This window comes from Candidatus Pseudomonas adelgestsugas (genome assembly GCF_004124255.1).
GTDB lineage: Bacteria > Pseudomonadota > Gammaproteobacteria > Pseudomonadales > Pseudomonadaceae > Aquipseudomonas > Aquipseudomonas adelgestsugas.
The window spans coordinates 966,415-984,268 of sequence record NZ_CP026512.1 but is presented as its reverse complement, the minus strand read 5'-3'; the positions used below and the strand labels follow the sequence as shown (position 1 = coordinate 984,268).

General features: G+C 45.0%; 13 protein-coding genes and 1 other RNA gene. 13 read left to right on the top strand and 1 reads right to left on the bottom strand.

Annotated elements, in window-relative coordinates:
• Positions 1-1,284: 1,284 nt before the first annotated feature.
• Positions 1,285-1,464, bottom strand: coding sequence for a hypothetical protein (locus C3B55_RS02650; RefSeq protein WP_129211229.1), 180 nt, complete (start codon positions 1,462-1,464; stop codon positions 1,285-1,287).
• A gap of 598 nt (positions 1,465-2,062) precedes the next feature.
• On the opposite strand from C3B55_RS02650, the gene rsmI reads away from it, so the two are divergent.
• The 13 genes from rsmI (at position 2,063) to C3B55_RS02575 (ending at position 17,849) form a co-directional block, all read left to right on the top strand.
• The gene (gene rsmI, locus C3B55_RS02645) at positions 2,063-2,914 is read left to right on the top strand and encodes a 16S rRNA (cytidine(1402)-2'-O)-methyltransferase (protein WP_129211227.1); all 852 of its coding nucleotides are present in this window, start codon (positions 2,063-2,065) and stop codon (positions 2,912-2,914) included.
• A gap of 101 nt (positions 2,915-3,015) precedes the next feature.
• Positions 3,016-3,370: RNase P RNA component class A (gene rnpB / locus C3B55_RS02640), an RNA gene on the top strand.
• A 782-nt stretch (positions 3,371-4,152) separates the two neighbouring features.
• Positions 4,153-5,100 (top strand): 16S rRNA (cytosine(1402)-N(4))-methyltransferase RsmH, encoded by a 948-nt coding sequence (gene rsmH, locus C3B55_RS02630; RefSeq protein ID WP_129211225.1) that lies wholly within the window; start codon positions 4,153-4,155, stop codon positions 5,098-5,100.
• On the top strand, positions 5,097-5,390 hold the full coding sequence (gene ftsL, locus C3B55_RS02625; RefSeq protein WP_129211223.1) for a cell division protein FtsL: 294 nt from the start codon (positions 5,097-5,099) through the stop codon (positions 5,388-5,390). The genes rsmH and ftsL overlap by 4 nt, the downstream gene beginning before the upstream one ends.
• On the top strand, positions 5,387-7,132 hold the full coding sequence (locus tag C3B55_RS02620) for a peptidoglycan D,D-transpeptidase FtsI family protein (protein ID WP_129211221.1): 1,746 nt from the start codon (positions 5,387-5,389) through the stop codon (positions 7,130-7,132). The genes ftsL and C3B55_RS02620 overlap by 4 nt, the downstream gene beginning before the upstream one ends.
• Positions 7,132-8,595 (top strand): UDP-N-acetylmuramoyl-L-alanyl-D-glutamate--2,6-diaminopimelate ligase, encoded by a 1,464-nt coding sequence (locus tag C3B55_RS02615; RefSeq protein ID WP_129211219.1) that lies wholly within the window; start codon positions 7,132-7,134, stop codon positions 8,593-8,595. Before C3B55_RS02620 ends, C3B55_RS02615 begins: the two co-directional genes overlap by 1 nt.
• Positions 8,588-9,958, top strand: a complete 1,371-nt coding sequence (locus C3B55_RS02610; RefSeq protein ID WP_129211217.1) for a UDP-N-acetylmuramoyl-tripeptide--D-alanyl-D-alanine ligase — start codon at positions 8,588-8,590, stop codon at positions 9,956-9,958. The genes C3B55_RS02615 and C3B55_RS02610 overlap by 8 nt, the downstream gene beginning before the upstream one ends.
• The gene (gene mraY / locus C3B55_RS02605; RefSeq protein WP_129211215.1) at positions 9,958-11,040 is read left to right on the top strand and encodes a phospho-N-acetylmuramoyl-pentapeptide-transferase; all 1,083 of its coding nucleotides are present in this window, start codon (positions 9,958-9,960) and stop codon (positions 11,038-11,040) included. The genes C3B55_RS02610 and mraY overlap by 1 nt, the downstream gene beginning before the upstream one ends.
• 11 nt (positions 11,041-11,051) lie before the next feature.
• Positions 11,052-12,392 (top strand): UDP-N-acetylmuramoyl-L-alanine--D-glutamate ligase, encoded by a 1,341-nt coding sequence (murD, locus tag C3B55_RS02600; RefSeq protein WP_129211213.1) that lies wholly within the window; start codon positions 11,052-11,054, stop codon positions 12,390-12,392.
• Complete coding sequence (gene ftsW, locus C3B55_RS02595; RefSeq protein ID WP_129211211.1) at positions 12,389-13,588, top strand: putative lipid II flippase FtsW; 1,200 nt, start codon at positions 12,389-12,391, stop codon at positions 13,586-13,588. The genes murD and ftsW overlap by 4 nt, the downstream gene beginning before the upstream one ends.
• Before the next feature lie 7 nt (positions 13,589-13,595).
• Positions 13,596-14,666, top strand: a complete 1,071-nt coding sequence (gene murG, locus C3B55_RS02590) for an undecaprenyldiphospho-muramoylpentapeptide beta-N-acetylglucosaminyltransferase (RefSeq protein WP_129211897.1) — start codon at positions 13,596-13,598, stop codon at positions 14,664-14,666.
• Complete coding sequence (gene murC / locus C3B55_RS02585; RefSeq protein ID WP_129211209.1) at positions 14,659-16,095, top strand: UDP-N-acetylmuramate--L-alanine ligase; 1,437 nt, start codon at positions 14,659-14,661, stop codon at positions 16,093-16,095. Before murG ends, murC begins: the two co-directional genes overlap by 8 nt.
• An 884-nt stretch (positions 16,096-16,979) precedes the next feature.
• Positions 16,980-17,849, top strand: a complete 870-nt coding sequence (locus C3B55_RS02575) for a cell division protein FtsQ/DivIB (RefSeq protein ID WP_457912671.1) — start codon at positions 16,980-16,982, stop codon at positions 17,847-17,849.
• Positions 17,850-17,854 lie beyond the last annotated feature (5 nt).

The following is a 17,854-nucleotide window of genomic DNA, read 5'->3' as shown; positions in this document are numbered from 1 at the left end:
CGTTAAGTATTACCAGATCAAGTACACTGTGTTTGCACAATCAAGTTTGCACTAATACACAGAGCAAGATCTTACAATTATCAATATTGCATTACTTACATTTAAGCGTTCTTGCCGCTTTCGTTTGTAAAACTGTTCGGCAGTCAGTAACTCTTACAACCGACGAACTTCGTTTGTGACATTTGACGATTCACGCATTGATTAATACTTACGCTTAATTTGCTAGATAGGTTATCAGCACGTACGATTCATGATGGTACTATTGGGTTAATCTAGGTTGCATCTTAAGGTGGCAGGCGTCTGTGCTCATCACGTACAGTTAGTTTAGGTACGACTGAGCTGTCGCTATTATTATGTAGCATCTGGTTACGTAGCAAATTTAGTAGTATTGAGTAACTACAGTGATTTCGTAGAGCATTACTTTATTTGTATCTATGTACTGATTATTCTGCCGCTGGCGCGCAAGCAAGTGAGACGTTATGTAAACAGGAACATCAATGGTGTACTAGAAGTACATGGTTAGTTTGATCTACTGGGCTAATTGCAGTAGTACAGCTAAAAAAATAAACTCAATATCTAGGTTTCGCAAAGTTTACGCTGTAACATTCGATATCGCTCGTGCTATTCAAAATTCTTGATGCTACTTTTATATTGACGCAGCTTAAATAGGTTGACTGTATACTAAGCGCTAGTAGTAGCGGATTCATGCATTTGATGCTTATAGAAAATGCTGTTATTTGCCTCCAAGTTGCTAACAGCCTAATCAATGAACATGCTTATCAGCTTTGCTAGGCAGCAGTATAGAGGTGATGCGGTTTAGACTACTGATATGGGGCTTAATAGTAAGTCTTCACTGGTTTCTTCTTTGGTAGCCAGACTAAATTTAGAACAAGTTCACTGCGGGTTTTATGGAATATGTTTCAGTTCGGCACAATGGCTGTAATTGGCTATTGCCTGCGAGCGTTAAGTAGCAAAAATCAACGTTTGCGACCCAAAAAAGCATGCCAAAAGCCTACGGCATAAAAATTTTTTAAGAGATTAGGTGCGAGCTCTCACAGATTTTAATTATTAGCAGATTTCTTGTCTGGTTTGCGTAGCGCTGAAAGTGCACAGCTGTAAAACTTTCATGTAACGTCCATCCGCCAATCCATACTTAATAAGATTTCTCACGGTAGCAGAACGGTAATTTTTTACATAGACTAGCCGTCTAATTGCTTGAGTCTAGTTGGCATAGTCGGTAGATTGACCAACGTTTAGTGGCTAGGCTTCTAGATGTGACATGTATTAATTAAAACCTGCTGTTTCTCCAAAGTGATAGCGATCTATGATCGCTGGCATTAGACTGATTTGGTCATTGCAAGTTTCGTGGTCGCTGACTGTCAGTTGCTCGACAGGCATGGCAGTGGTTAGTGCCAAAAAATCTTTTTTATGTTTGCTTTTGGTAGCATCTTTAGTCAGTAGCATAGCTATCGAGACTAGTTTTACGAGTGGTTCTGAAGGCTAACTAAATACTAACTATATGTATTATAAATGAGTGTCTACATAGTATTAGTGTAAATCTTCTGGTTAATTGGTAGTTCCTTTAACCTTTGCGGGACAGGATGGTAGTTCAGGACATTCACAGATAACTGCACAAGAATCTGCAACGACCAACTATAGTTGGTCTAATTTTAAGCTAGATCATCCGCATTCAAGTACGGCATGATAGCTCTGTCTAGGGCTTAAGGGCGGTAGCTTTTTGAGTGATCGATTAATACTGATATCTGGAGTTTATAGAAGTCGTCAAGGCTGGACAATAGTGAATTAGTTTACACAGCAAAGCTGTTTGTGAGGCAGACAAATGATTAAGTTATGATATAGATAAAGGTAAAGTATAATTGTATTTCAATCTTGATTAAGATGCAATCTTATTTATATAAGATAATGGCTTAGTTTGCGTATAATGTTGTCGTCAGCTACTGACGAACAATCTTGAGAATATATTTATATTATATCGTATACGCGCTACAATGCAACTCTCTATAATTATTGAGGTGTGCGTTTTGACTGCGCCAGAAATCTTTTGAATTCTACTGCTGGATCGCTTTTTGTAGTAGCAACGCCTATTGGCAATCTAGATGACATTAGTACACGGGCGCTGAAAGTGTTGCGTGAGGTTAAATTAATTGCCGCGGAGGACACGCGGCATTCTTTACGTTTAATGCAGCACTTTGGAGTCAGCACGCCATTGGCTTCGTGCCATAAGCATAACGAGCGCGACGCGAGTAGTCGTTTTATTGCGCGCCTACTGACTGGTGATGATATAGCTCTAATTGCCGATGCAGGTACTCCATTAATTGCCGATCCTGGTTATCATCTAGTCTATCAGGCGCGCGCTGCTAGTATTAATGTAGTACCAATTCCGGGAGTGTGTGCGCTGATTGCTGCATTGTCAGCTGCCGGTTTGTCATCAGACCGCTTTCTTTTTGATGGTTTCCTACCAGCTAAAACCTTTGCTCGCCGAGCACGATTACGCACTTTGAAGGAAGAGCCGCGTACTTTAATTTTTTATGAAGCACCGCACCGCATCCTTGAATGCCTGCAAGATATGGAGCTTGTTTTCGGCGGCAAACGATTGGCGCTACTAGCTCGTGAACTAACTAAAACTTTTGAAACTATCAAGGGCTTACCACTTGAAGAACTACATGCATTCGTCCAAGACGATACCAATCAACAACGCGGTGAATGTGTAGTTTTAGTAGCCGGCTGGACTAAGTTACAAAATCATAATGAAGTCGGCAGCGAGGCTATACGTATTCTCGATTTATTACTTAAAGAAATGCCACTGAAGTGTGCAGTGCTGTTGGCGGCTAAAATTACTGGCTTGCGTAGGAATGCGTTATATCAGGTTGCGCTTGATAAGCAACAAAACTGAACAGCGCCGTGGGTTAAATCGATATTTTGTTGAAACGTAATGGTATTGCTGTCTTGTTAATACTTGCCCTAGAGACACAATGCCGTTAATCTCCGCAGTGGAGAGTCGATTAGACAGTCGCTGCCCTCTATAAAAAATTAGAGGGGGGAGGAAAGTCCGGGCTCCATAGGGCGCAGTGCCAGGTAATACCTGGGAGGCGTAAGCCTACGGAAAGTGCCACAGAAAATAACCGCCTAAACACTTAGGTGTCGGTAAGGGTGAAAAGGTGCGGTAAGAGCGCACCGCGCAACTGGCAACAGTTCGTGGCTAGGTAAACCCCACTGGGAGCAAGACCAAATAGGGTTCTAAGGCGCGGCCCGCGTTGGGACCGGGTAGGTTGCTAAAGATGTCCAGTGATGGCCATCGTAGACGAATGACTGTTCAAGACAGAACCCGGCTTATAGATTGACTCTCCACCTTTTTTATTCTGTTAGAATTTTGTGCAGAAACCAGATAGTCACCTAATAATCTATCTCCGTGAAATCATTGGTAGATGTATACTTAAATAATACCAAAAATTTTGCTTTTTTAATACAGCACTTTAATGCTATATTCTCGTGTTATAAGCTATTTGCAATTTATTGAAGCAACAAATTTTACTAAATTCTTATTTCTTCCTTTTGCGTTCATAAATATTCTGTTTTGAAAGCTTGTCATTGAACCTGCACCTTACGGTGCAGTAACGCATTCCGATAATAAGTGTGCACAAGTTGTAAAAATTAGTACAAAGTAGGTGTTTAATGTAAAACTCTGAAATTTAGAGAAAAACATCTTTGTTTTGTTTAGCGAACACTATAAGTCTTTATGCAAAACGATTGTTCGACCATACTTGGTCATATCATAATAAGTTCATCCAGCGAAGTGTATTGCGGTTAATCATCACCATTGATGCCGATCATTATTATTAATGTATTTATCCTACCGATAAGTTATGCTTGACTGCAATCAAGTCATACTCTCTCCACCTTAATTTACTGATAGATAATGCTGTTGATCTTAAGCTGGATAGTAGCAGTTATTTCCTAGTGCCATCTCGCTTGCACGAGTACACTCAGTTTAGTTAAGTGCGCAATGCTGGCAAGCTAACTGCACAAGTTCCAGTTTTGAAACGAAGATATTTGGTATTCTGTTTCCAAAGCTGATCTAGCTGCTATTCAATAGCGTGATGCCATGCCTAATTAACTGCGTGATTAAATCCTGTGACTACTAATAATAGCTGCAACCATATTACCGTAATGCTTGCTGAAGCAGTGGAGGCTCTTGCCATACGTGCTGATGGCTACTATTTGGATGGCACCTTCGGAAGCGGTGGGCACAGCCGGTTGATACTTAGTCAGCTAGGGCTCAACGGTAAACTCCTTGGGTTTGACAAAGCCCCTCAAGCTATTGTTGCTGGGCAAGCGCTAGCGGCCGAAGACGGCCGTTTTGTCGTTGTGCAGCGTAGTTTTGCCGAACTGGGTACTGAAGTTGCAGGGCGTAGCATGGTAGGCAAAGTGGCTGGAATTTTGTTTGATTTGGGTGTGTCTTCGTCACAACTTGACAATGCAGAGCACGGCTTTAGCTTTATGAAAGATGGCCCGCTTGACATGCGTATGGATCCTACTCGTGGTATTAGTGCCGCACAGTTTATAGCTACTGCGCCTGTTGAAGAAATTACTCGTGTATTTAGAGAGTATGGTGAAGAGCGTTTCGCTAGTCGCATGGCCCGTGCTGTAGTCGAGCGCCGAAATATCTACCCAATAAAGCGTACTGTTGACCTAGCTGAAGTACTCAAGGGTGCTAATCCGGCGTGGGAAAAAGGTAAAAACCCAGCGACCCGTGCGTTTCAGGGTCTACGCATTCATATTAATAATGAATTAGGTGACCTAGAAGCTGGTCTTGAAGCCGCGTTAGAAGCACTGGAAGTTGGTGGTCGCCTAGTGGTAATCAGTTTTCACTCTCTTGAGGACCGTATGGTCAAACTATTCATGCGTCGTTTGGTTAAAGGCGAGCCAAATAATCTGCCGCGTAACCTGCCAATACGCTTTGAAGCCTTTGCACCTAAAATTAAAATTCATGGCAAGGCTAAGTTTGCTTCTGAAGCTGAGCTTCAGATTAACCATCGCTCCCGTAGTGCTGTCATGCGTGTTGCGGAGAAGTTAAGGTGAGCAAGCTTTTCTCTAAACCACTCCCTAGGGGTAGCTTATTTATGTTGCTGCTATTTATTAGTGTTCTAGTATCTGCGATTGCAGTGTCCTATAGCGCCCACTACAATCGACAGTTACTCAATACTCTGTATGGGGAATTGATTGTGCGTGACAAAGAGCAAGCAGAATGGAGCCGGTTAATCCTTGAACAAAGCACATGGACCGAGCATAGTCGTATTGAAGTACTAGCTACAGAACAACTGAAAATGCATATTCCTGGTGCAGCGGAAGTTCATATAGTGGCGCCATGATACAACTTCAGGGAGCACTTTACCCATGGCGCTTCCGCCTAATGCTGGGCTTGCTGGCGTTGATGGTGGGCGCAATTGCTTGGCGAATCATTGACCTGCAAGTTGTCAATCGTAATTTCTTGATCGGTCAAGGCGATGCCCGTAGCCTACGGCGCATCCCCATTCCTGCGAATCGTGGTCTGATTACTGACCGTAATGGCGAGCCTCTAGCAGTAAGTACACCGGTTACAACCATATGGGCTAACGCCAAGGAACTGCAAACCGCCAAGGAAAAATGGTCAGATCTAGCCGCCGCACTTGGTCAGAATCTGCACACCCTGAGTGAACGTTTAGAAACCCATGCTAATAAAGAATTTATCTACCTGGTGCGTGGACTCACCCCTGAGCATGGTCAGCAAGCACTTGATCTTAAAATCCCTGGTGTTTATGGAATAGAGGAGTTCCGTCGTTTTTACCCGGCCGGTGAAACTACTGCGCATATGGTTGGCTTCACAGATATTGATGATCATGGTCGCGAAGGCGTAGAGCTAGCCTATGATAAATTGCTGGCCGGGGTTCCTGGAAATCGGCAGGTTATCAAAGATCGGCGCGGCAGACTTATTAAGGATATCCAGATCACGAAAAATGCTAAGCCTGGTAAGCGTTTAGTGTTATCTATTGATCTGCGCCTGCAATATCTAGCAAATCGCGAGTTGCGTAATGCGATTATTGAAAACGGTGCTAAGGCTGGTAGTCTAGTAATCATGGACGTAAAGACTGGTGAAATTCTTGCCATGGTTAACCAGCCGACCTATAACCCAAACAACCGGCGCAACTTACAACCAGCGATGATGCGTAACCGCGCAATGATCGATGTATTTGAGCCTGGCTCGACTATGAAAGCTATCTCAATGAGTGCTGCCCTAGAAACTAGACGCTGGAAGCCGAGCGATAAAGTTGAGGTTTACCCAGGCACATTGCGGCTAGGTAAGTACATTATTCATGACGCATCCCATAGCGAAGGTCCGGTACTGGATCTTACAGGCATTCTGATTAATTCCAGTAACGTGGGCATGAGTAAGGTTGCATTTGATATAGGCGGTGAAACTATCTACCATTTAGCGCAAAAACTAGGTCTAGGCCAGCCAACCGGCCTAGATTTTCCAGGCGAACGCGTAGGTAGCTTACCTAAATACCGCGACTGGAACAAAGCCGATACTGCCACTCTTTCATATGGATACGGCTTGTCGGTAACCGCAATTCAGCTCGCTCACGCTTTTTGTGTATTAGCCAATAATGGTAAAATGGCTCCACTGAGCCTTATCTATGTCGATGAAGCTCCAAAAACTACTCAAGTAATCCAGGAAGATGTCGCCAGAACAATGCAAAGCATGCTGCAACAAGTAATCGAAGCACCACGCGGTGTGTTTCGTGCCCAGGTGCCAGCGTATCACATGGCTGGCAAGTCTGGCACTGCACGTAAAACCTTGATCGGTACTAAGGGTTACGCTGAAAATTCTTATCGTTCGCTGTTTGCTGGTTTTGGCCCTATGAGTGATCCACGCTACACTATAGTTGTAGTGATTGATGAACCAAGTAAAGCTGGATATTTCGGCGGCCTTGTTTCAGCGCCGGTGTTTAGTAAAGTCATGTCTAACACTATGCGCCTGATGAATATCACGCCAGATAACTTGCCATCAACTCAACAAATTGACGATAAACTACCTGCTGTTACTACGAAAGCTAATGGCTGGCGCGGCTGATGTCTTTTAGCCAGAACAAAGTTTTTTCTTACGCTCAGCATGATTTGCTAATTCGTGATCTGAGTTTAGACAGCCGTAATGTACGCACCGGTGATTTGTTTTTGGCGGTACCAGGCAGTCATTTAGATGGTCGTGCTTATATCACCAATGCTCTGGAGCGTGGTGCGGTAGCTGTAGTTTATGAGTTGGAAGGCGCAACTGTTCTGCCAATCACCGACGTGCCAATGATTCCGATTAAAGGTCTGGCTGCACAACTGTCGGATATTGCCAGGCAGTTTTACGGTGATCCGAGCCGTCAGCTAAACCTAGTAGGTGTAACTGGTACCAACGGTAAGACTAGCGTAACTCATTTGATCGCACAAGCGCTTGAATTATTGGGTCAACACTGCGGTATTGTCGGCACTCTCGGCGCTGGTTTTTGTGGCGAGCTGCAAAGTGGTTCGCATACTACGCCGAACCAGATAGCCGTGCAAGCAACTTTGATGCATCTACAAAAAGCTGGTGCCGAGACAGTTGCTATGGAAGTATCTTCTCACGGTCTAGACCAAGGGCGCGTTGCTGGTCTGGCTTTTGACGTAGCTGTTATAACTAACCTATCTCGCGATCATCTTGACTACCACGGAACCATGGAGGCTTATGCTGCTACCAAGGGTAGGCTGTTTACCTGGAATGATCTAAAGTGCCGAGTAGTCAATTTAGATGATACGTTTGGTCGTAAGTTAGCTATCGAATACAGCAATGCACGCCTAATCACCTACAGCCTTAAAGATTCTAGCTCGTACCTGTATTGCTGTGAAGCTCAATTTAGTGATAAAGGCGTACTTGCTACGTTGGTTACGCCTCAAGGCAAGTACTACTTATGCAGCACATTAATCGGTCGTTTCAACTTAAGTAACATGCTAGCTTCCATCGGAGCTTTACTCGGTTTAGAATATAGCTTAGATGAGATCCTGCACGTGTTGCCGAAGCTGAAAGGACCGATTGGTCGCATGCATTGTTTGGGTGGTGGCTTTCGGCCGTTAGTAGTAATCGATTACGCTCACACTCCGGATGCCATAGAAAAAGTTCTAATAGCCCTTCGTCCACACGCTAAAGGCAAGTTGCTTTGCTTGTTTGGTTGCGGTGGTGACCGTGATCGCGGTAAACGCCCACTGATGGCTAAGATTGTTGAGCGCTTGGCCGATAGCGTGCTTGTTACTGACGACAATCCTCGTAGTGAAGATTCTGGTCAGATTTTCGATAATATCCGTGTCGGCTTTAAAGACGTCTGCAAAGTTAGTTTTATTAATGATCGCAGCGCTGCAATCGCCCAGCTAATCGCTAGCGCCAGTGTTAATGATGTAGTCTTGCTAGCTGGTAAGGGTCACGAGACTTACCAGGAAATTAACGGAAAGCGCTATGCCTTTTCCGACTTGGTCGAGGCTGATCATGCCCTAACTACCTATGAGGTAGCGCATGCTTAAGGCTATGAGGTTTAACGAACTCACTCAGACCTTGTCGGCTCGCATCTTATCGAATGATTGCAGCTTCGATGGTGTTAGTATCGACAGTCGTAACATTAAACCTGGCCAACTGTTTGTTGCTCTAGTAGGCCAGAGTTTCGATGGTCACAACTACCTGAATGATGTTGCCGCTAAAGGTGCTGCAGGTGCTTTAGTGCAACGCGAAGTTGAAGACTCTTCCTTGGCGCAGTTGCTGGTCTCCGATACACGTTTAGCTTTCGGCCAATTGGGGGCACTGAATCGCACCGCATTTAAGAAACCAGTTACTGCCATTACTGGATCTAGTGGCAAGACTACGGTCAAGGAACTACTCGCCAGCGTGTTACGTACACGTGGGCCAGTGCTCGCCACCTATGGAAATCTAAATAATAATTTCGGTGTTTTACTGACCTTACTTGAATTAGCCTTGGAACATACGGCAGCAGTAATTGAGCTAGGTGCTTCGCGCATCGGTGAGATTGCTTACACGGTGACGCTTACTAAGCCTCACGTTATAATCATTAACAATGCCGAACTCGCCCATGTAGGCGAGTTCGGCAGTCCTGAAAAAATCGTTGAAGCTAAAGGTGAAATCTTTGAAGGCCTCAATGCCTCAGGTACTGCAGTACTTAACCTCGACGATAAGGCTTTTGAGACTTGGCGCATACGTGCGGCTAATCGTAACGTGCTAACGTTTGCTGTGTTGAATACTTCCGCTGATTTCTGTGCATCTAATATCACTATCGATGCTCGTGGTTGCCCCTCGTTTACCTTGCACACGCCACAAGGTAGTGAGCATGTACAACTAAATTTACTAGGCAGGCATAATGTTGCTAACGCCTTAGCTACTGCTGCTGCCGCATACGCTCTAGGCGTATCGCTATTTGATACAACGATTGGTTTAAGTACTTTGCAGCCAATCAAGGGCCGCACCGTAGCGCAGCTAGCGAACAACGGGATGCGTATTATTGATGATACTTACAACGCTAATCAATCTTCTATCTGTGCCGCTATTGATTTACTCAACAGTTTTGCTGGTCATAAAGTGTTGGTGCTAGGCGATATTGCCGAACTAGGCGACTGGGCTGAAAAGTCTCATCGAGAAGTTGGCGCCTATGCCATAGGCAAAGTTGATGCTTTTTATGCTGTCGGACAAAACATGGTTCATGCTGTAAATGCTTTCGGCCGTGATGCTTGGCATTTTGCCACTCAGGCAAAACTAATCCAGACGCTAGTTACAACTGAACAAGAAAAACAAACTACTATTTTGATCAAAGGATCTCGCAGCGCAGCAATGGAAAACGTCGTTGCAGCTTTGTGTAGTTTCAGACAGGAAAAATATTAATGTTGCTGTTACTAGCTGAGTATTTGCAACAGTTCTATAGCGGCTTTGCCGTTTTTCAGTACTTGACCCTGCGCGGGATCTTGAGTGTGATGACTGCCCTATCTTTATCTCTATTCTTGGGGCCGTGGATGATTCATACCCTGCAAAGCCTGCAAATTAGTCAGTCGGTTCGTAATGATGGTCCGCAATCACACTTATCTAAATCAGGTACACCGACCATGGGCGGTGCACTGATTCTATCCTCTATCAGCACCAGTACTTTGCTATGGGTCGATCTGCATAACTGTTACGTATGGGTGGTGTTGCTAGTGACCATATTGTTCGGTGTAATTGGATGGTTTGATGACTATTGTAAAGTAATCGAGAAAAACTCTAGGGGGCTGCCAAGTTACTGGAAATATCTCTGGCAATCAGTATTCGGCCTTACTGCAGCGATCTTTCTTTATGTGACCGCTCCAAGTGCCGTTGAAACTACGCTGATCATCCCGATGTTTAAGGATGCTAGCACTCCGCTTGGTATTGGCTTTGTAGTTTTAACCTATTTTGTAATCGTCGGCTCTAGCAATGCGGTCAATATTACTGATGGTCTCGACGGCCTAGCAATTATGCCAGCGATGATGGTTGGCGGTGCACTCGGCATCTTCTGCTACCTGTCTGGCAATATAAAATTTGCTGAATATCTGCTGATCCCTTATGTACCCGGAGCTGGTGAGTTGATCGTATTCTGCAGCGCGTTACTTGGTGCTAGTCTTGGTTTTCTATGGTTTAACACGTACCCAGCACAAGTGTTTATGGGTGATGTCGGAGCACTAGCTCTAGGCGCAGCATTAGGTACTATCGCGGTTATCGTTCGTCAGGAAATAGTGTTATTTATTATGGGTGGTGTATTCGTGATGGAAACCTTGTCAGTAATCATTCAGGTGCTTTCTTTTAAATTGACTGCGCGTCGTGTGTTCCGCATGGCGCCTATTCATCACCACTTTGAGCTCAAGGGTTGGCCTGAGCCACGTGTGATTGTCCGCTTTTGGATAATTAACGTAATTCTAGTGCTGGCTGGCCTAGCTACTTTGAAATTGAGGTAAAACGAGTATCTATGATCACTGCAGATCACTTCTACATTGTTGTTGGCCTTGGCAATAGTGGTATGTCTATAGTTCGTTTCCTAGTTAATCGTGGCATGTTATTTGCTGTTGCAGATACGCGAAACAATCCACCTGGACTAGCTGCGCTACGCCGTACTCACCCGCATTTAGAAGTGTGTTGCGGTGAGCTAGATGTCGAGTTTCTATGTCGTGCTGACGAGCTTTACGTAAGCCCCGGTGTAGACTTAGCAACATACGCTCTGCAAGCTGCTGCAGCACGTGGCGTGAAGCTGTCCGGTGATATTGACTTATTTGCGCGTTATGCGAAGGCACCGATCGTAGCTATTAGTGGTTCTAACGCAAAGAGCACAGTGACCACTTTAGTTGGTGAGATGGCAGCCATGGCCGGTAAGCGCGTGGCTGTTGGCGGTAATATCGGCATGTTGGCGCTGGATTTACTCAGTGATGACATCGAGTTGTACGTGATAGAGCTGTCAAGCTTCCAGCTTGACACCACTCATAATCTGAGCGCAGAAGTAGCGACCGTGCTAAACATAAGCGAAGACCATATGAACCGTTACAGTAGCTTTACGGCGTATTGCTTAGCTAAGCACAGGATTTTTCAAAGTGTCAAACAATTGGTGGTCAACCGTCATGATGCCCTCAGTTGTCCGCTGATAGGCGAGAATCAGACGTGTTGGACGTTTGGTCTCAGCAAACCAGATTTCAAATCTTTTGGTATTCGCGAAAAGAATGGTGAACAATATTTAGCCTTCGAATTTCAGAATTTAATGCTAGTGCGAGACCTTAAAATCCGTGGTGCGCATAACCAATCCAATGCCCTAGCAGCGTTGGCGCTAGGGCATGCAGTTGGTCTGCCGTTTGATGCAATGCTCGCTAGCTTGCGTATGTTTACCGGCCTTGAACATCGTTGTCAATGGGTACGCAACCTTAATGGTGTTAGCTATTACAATGATTCTAAGGCTACCAATGTCGGTGCAACATTAGCCGCAATCGAAGGCCTGAGCTCTGATATTGATGGTAAGATCGTATTGATTGCTGGTGGTGATAGCAAGGGTGCTAACCTCAAGGATCTGATAAAACCGGTAGCTACCCATTGTCGCGCTGTAGTGCTAATTGGTAGTGACTCAAATTTGATTTACGCCACTTTAGGCAACGCTGCGCTACAAGTACGCGTTATGTCCTTAAATGATGCCATCATCCATAGCAGGGCTCTAGCAGAACCTGGTGATGTAGTGCTGCTATCGCCGGCGTGCGCTAGTTTTGACATGTTTAAAAATTACGAAGAGCGCGGTCAGCTTTTTACTCGCGCTGTAGAGGCTTTGGTATGAATTTCAAAAATATCATTAAGCCGTACCCATCGCCAATTATTACAGGTCATGGCATAGACCTCGACTTCCCGATGCTCGCCAGTTGCCTTGCGCTACTTGGTCTGGGCCTAGTGATGATTACCTCAGCTTCCTCAGAAGTGGCTGCTGTACAGTTAGGCAATACTTTATACATGATGATTCGTCACTTGGTATACTTGGTATTAGGCATTAGTGCGTGCATTGTAGTTATGATGATTCCTATTGTTACTTGGCAACGCCTAGGTTGGAAGATGTTGATATGCGCATTTGGTCTACTAATCATGGTAATATTTCCTGGTATTGGCCGTGAGGTGCACGGCTCAATGCGATGGATCAGTTTCGGTGCGTTTAACGTACAACCTTCAGAAATATCTAAAATATTTATGGTGATTTACTTTGCTGGCTATTTGGTGCGCCGTCAAAAGGAGGTGCGTGAAAGCTGGATAGGTTTCTTCAAACCATTTATTGTATTACTGCCGATGGCAGGCCTATTACTGATGGAGCCTGACTTCGGTGTCACTGTGGTAATCATAGGCACGGCGGCAGCGATGCTGTTTCTTAGCGGTGTAGGTTTGTTACGTTTTACTTTAATGCTGGTGTTAGCTATAGTTGCTGTGACAGTATTAGTGCAGAAGCAACCTTACAGGATAGCCCGTCTGATTACCTTTACTGATCCATGGTCAGATCAATTTGGTTCTGGCTATCAGTTGACTCAGGCGCTTATTGCTTTCGGGCGTGGCGAATGGTTGGGTGTTGGCCTGGGCAATAGTGTGCAAAAGCAATTCTACTTGCCAGAAGCGCACACAGATTTTATATTCTCGGTACTTGCTGAAGAATTAGGTGTTGTTGGTTCGTTGTGTACAGTTGCGCTGTTTGTATTCGTGTGTGTACGCAGCATGTACATTGGCTTATGGGCCGAACAGGCTAAACAGTATTTTGCCGCATACGTGGCATACGGTTTATCGTTTCTGTGGATTGGCCAACTTCTGATCAACGTTAGCGTGAATGTTGGTCTGCTGCCGACCAAAGGTTTAACTTTACCGTTTATTAGTTACGGCGGTAGTTCGTTAGTGATGTGTTGCGCGTGTCTCGGATTGTTGTTGCGCATAGAGTGGGAGAGTAGAACCCACCTAAGTAGCGAATATATTGGCTTCTGTGAAAGCGATTTTGCTAAATAATCCAACCGTGAGCTCTAACGTGTTGATTATGGCAGGTGGAACCGGGGGGCATGTCTTCCCAGCCATGGCATGTGCTCGTGAATTCCAGAACCGTGGCTATATAGTACACTGGTTAGGTGCGCCGCATGGCATTGAAAACGCTGTAGTCCGGAGCGCTGGTTTACCATTACACTTAATAAACGTTACTGGTCTGCGTGGAAAGAGTAAATGGTCTTTGCTTCAAGCACCGTTCGTGCTACTCAAGGCAATGTGGCAAGCGCTTAATATTATCCATGAACTGAAGCCTGTATGCGTGCTCGGTTTTGGCGGTTATGTGACAGGTCCTGGTGGTGTTGCCGCTAAGCTTACTGGTGTACCAGTGATCGTGCACGAACAGAATACTGTTGCTGGTACTGCTAACCGCATGCTAATACCATTGGCTAGCCGTATATGTGAGGCGTTTCCAGCTACGTTTAGTGCCTCAGACAAGTTACGTACTACCGGTAATCCAGTACGTACTGAGCTGTTTATAGCTATCGATCGCCAGGTACTGAATGGGCGTAAGCTGCGCCTATTGATACTTGGCGGAAGTCTGGGAGCCGAGCCTCTAAATAAGCTACTGCCAAAATCATTAGCGCTATTACCATTAGCACTGCGGCCTGAAGTATTTCACCAGGCTGGTAGTCAATATAGTGAAGTAACTATTACCCGCTATCGTGAGGCTGGTATACAGGCGAATGTACAGTCTTTCATTCAAGATATGGCTCATGCCTATAGATGGGCTGACTTGGTAGTCTGTCGTGCCGGCGCGCTAACTATCAGTGAACTAGCCGCTGCAGGGCTACCATCTTTACTAGTACCTTTACCTCAAGCTATCAATAATCACCAAACCCGTAATGCTGAATACTTGGTTAGTGAAGGCGCTGCTTTTCTACTGCAACAAAGAACAACTGATTGCGCTGATTTGGCTGCATGCTTAACTGGAGTTTTTATGCAACCGGAACGACTCAATAGCATGGCTTGCAATGCAAGCCGCTTAGCCAAACCTAACGCAACTAGCACCGTAGTTGATGTCTGTCTAGAGGTAGCTCATGATTAAAAGTCAGACAGTCGTACCGCAACCGGAAATGCGCCGTATCCGTCGTATCCACTTTGTTGGTATTGGTGGCGCGAGTATGTGTGGGATTGCTGAAGTGCTGTTAAGCCTTGGTTATCAAGTATCTGGTTCGGATTTAAAAAAGTCGTCTGTCACTGATCGCTTAAAAACCTTCAACGCAAAGATTTTTATCGGGCATCGCGCCGAGAATGTCGCAGAGGCTGATGTGCTGGTGGTATCTAGCGCAGTAACCACTTCTAACCCAGAAGTGGTTACTGCGCTAGAGCGCCGCATTCCTGTAGTGCCACGTGCTGAAATGCTTGCAGAGCTGATGCGCTATCGCCACGGTATCGCCGTTGCCGGAACTCATGGCAAGACTACCACTACAAGCTTAATTGCTTCTGTATTTGCGGCTGATGGCTTAGATCCTACGTTTGTGATCGGCGGTTGTCTAAATGCAGTCGGCACAAATGCCCAGCTTGGCACTAGCCGTTACCTAATTGCCGAAGCTGATGAGAGCGATACTAGCTTCCTTCACCTGCAGCCTTTAGTTGCTGTAGTCACTAATATCGATTTAGACCATATGCGTACTTACGACGGTGATTGTAATAAGTTAAAGAAAGCCTTCATTGAGTTTATACACAACCTACCATTCTATGGTCTAGCTGTAGTGTGCCTCGACGATCCTATCGCATGTGAAATTCTACCACAGATTAAGCGCCCAACCATGACCTATGGTTTTAGCGAAGTCGCTGACGTACGTGCAATAAATGTATGTCAAAAAGGCATGCAAACTTTCTTTACTGTACTGCGTCAAGACCGGCAACCATTAAATGTATCTGTGAATATGCCAGGTAACCACAATGTGCTCAACTCGTTAGCTACTATCTGCATTGCCTCCGATGAGGGCGTGAGTGATGCAGCTATCATCAAAGGCTTGTCATGCTTTTCTGGTGTCGGCCGGCGCTTCCAAATCTATGGTCAACTATCAATAGAAGGTGGCAACGTAATGCTTGTAGACGATTATGGTCATCACCCAACTGAAGTTGCGGCTGTAATGAAAGCCATACGTAGTGGCTGGTCTGGGCGCCGTCTAGTGATGGTTTACCAGCCGCACCGCTACAGTCGTACATGTGATTTATATGATGATTTTGTTAATGTTTTAGCCGATGCTAACGTGCTACTACTTATGGAAGTCTACTCGGCTGGTGAAGAACCAATCCCTGGCGCCAATAGCCTTAGGATGTGTAACAGCATTCGTCAGTGTAGCCAGTTAGATCCTATCTATATAGAACGTGGTGTGGACTTGGCGCCTATCGTTAAGCGGCTATTGCGAGTCGGCGATATCCTGCTGTGTCAGGGTGCCGGTGATATTGGTAGCCTTGCACCTAAACTGCTCGCAAGTCCTTTGTTTCGTATAGCTCAGGAGTAGTTATATGATCTATAATTACGACGTCTTTATTCTCCGCCATCACGCCTACCTACTTAGATAATATAGTTATGCTGTTCGGCTGTAAGAGTGTCTGGTGTGAAGTATCGCTCAAGTCTAACAAATACCGTGCTTGACACACTACAAAATACTGATATGAGCGTATTCGGTATCGATGTGAGGCATCAATTTCATTGTCTACCTGTTCAATAAAAAAATTGATTACGTCTTCATTAATTGTCACGGTCGTAGCGGTGAAAGTAGCAATATACAAGGCCTACCGGTATGACGGTACATTTGAATCACGTGTCACTGCGTGCTATATAGCGAAAACAATTATATTTCTGCAGTTGAGGAACTGGGTTAGCCTTTAATCGTTCTAGCAACCTATGCAGGCGCTAGTATTAGCATGGCAAAGTGAACTCAGCCAACGAGTTAATCGATGCATAGAAAACGGCAAATACATACGATTCATAAGTGTTGTTTAGGCGACCGATTCCTGTTCAGAGTAAACTATAGCCACTTTGCATAGTCATGTATTACTGCCAATTGCATTGAGCATGTTTCTGCATCTTTTATAACTACAACGCCAAGTGCATGGCTTCCGAAGCTCGGTATCTGATCCTTTTATAGGATATATGCAACCAGGGAACAGGAATTGCAGATCTCACGGTGAAAGCTTGTAAAGCGCTAAGTATCACTGATTGGGAGCGGGCAGACTTAATACACTACAACCAAAAAAATTTATGGTTCTTTGAAGTCAATACTGTTTCCAGTTATGACTAATTATAGATTAATACTTATGGTAGCCAGTGCCGCTGATTTAGATTTCTATTAGTTAGCGTTAACGATCCTAGCCGAAAGCATTGAGCCAAGAGGCTAAACACATGAACTGCGTATCGCTTCATCATCAGCAATCTCCAGTGCATAGCTTCAAGCAGATGCCACGAGGTGCTAGCCGAATAGTAGCTAAAGAACCGATGTCAGTGCGCTTCTCTAAAGCTAAATTAGCTTTTCTGAAAGCACTATTCTGGCCGGTACTGCTGGTGGCGTTTAGCTTCTGCACTTATGAAGGCGCACAACGCTTATTGCTATATATAGACTGGCCAATTACTAGAATTAGTGTACATGGCAATTTAAGCCATATTTGCCAGCAAACGGTACAGCAGCGCATCGGTCAGTATATAACTACGAGCTTTTTTACTATTGACCTGGCCGGTATACGTGTAGAGCTAAAAAGAATACCGTGGGTCGCTCATGCCGAAGTATACCGTATTTGGCCAGACCAGGTGGTAATCTGCCTGGAAGAACAACTGCCCGTGGCTAGTTGGGGCGATAGCATGCTTTTAAATAATCATGGTCAAGCGTTTGTGCCTTGTGAGTTAACAAACTACAAACATCTTCCTCACTTGTTTGGACCTCAGCTGGCGCAGCAACAAGTGATACAGCAGTACCAGGCTTTGAGCCAAATATTACAGCCACTTGGCTTCTCTATTGCACGCCTGGAATTACGTGAGCGGGGCAGCTGGTTTTTGACTACCGCAGCAAGCAGTTATGGACCAGGTATCGAATTATTGCTTGGACGTGACCGCTTGGTAGAAAAGATGCGCCGCTTTATTGTTATCTATAACAAGACTTTAAAAAAACAGATTATAAACATTGCAAGTGTCGACTTGCGTTATGCCAATGGCCTTGCCGTCGGCTGGCGTGAACCATCAGCGTCGACGATAGCCAAACCCGCTATTGCGAAAAATTAAGAAGA

Excerpts from the sequence above, each read along its gene's own strand:
- C3B55_RS02650 (WP_129211229.1), bottom strand. The coding sequence starts at position 1,464 with ATGCTACTGACTAAAGATGCTACCAAAAGCAAACATAAAAAAGATTTT.
- C3B55_RS02620 (WP_129211221.1), top strand. The coding sequence starts at position 5,387 with ATGATACAACTTCAGGGAGCACTTTACCCATGGCGCTTCCGCCTAATG.
- C3B55_RS02615 (WP_129211219.1), top strand. The coding sequence starts at position 7,132 with ATGTCTTTTAGCCAGAACAAAGTTTTTTCTTACGCTCAGCATGATTTG.
- C3B55_RS02610 (WP_129211217.1), top strand. The coding sequence starts at position 8,588 with ATGCTTAAGGCTATGAGGTTTAACGAACTCACTCAGACCTTGTCGGCT.
- mraY (WP_129211215.1), top strand. The coding sequence starts at position 9,958 with ATGTTGCTGTTACTAGCTGAGTATTTGCAACAGTTCTATAGCGGCTTT.
- murD (WP_129211213.1), top strand. The coding sequence starts at position 11,052 with ATGATCACTGCAGATCACTTCTACATTGTTGTTGGCCTTGGCAATAGT.
- ftsW (WP_129211211.1), top strand. The coding sequence starts at position 12,389 with ATGAATTTCAAAAATATCATTAAGCCGTACCCATCGCCAATTATTACA.
- murC (WP_129211209.1), top strand. The coding sequence starts at position 14,659 with ATGATTAAAAGTCAGACAGTCGTACCGCAACCGGAAATGCGCCGTATC.
- C3B55_RS02575 (WP_457912671.1), top strand. The coding sequence starts at position 16,980 with ATGAACTGCGTATCGCTTCATCATCAGCAATCTCCAGTGCATAGCTTC.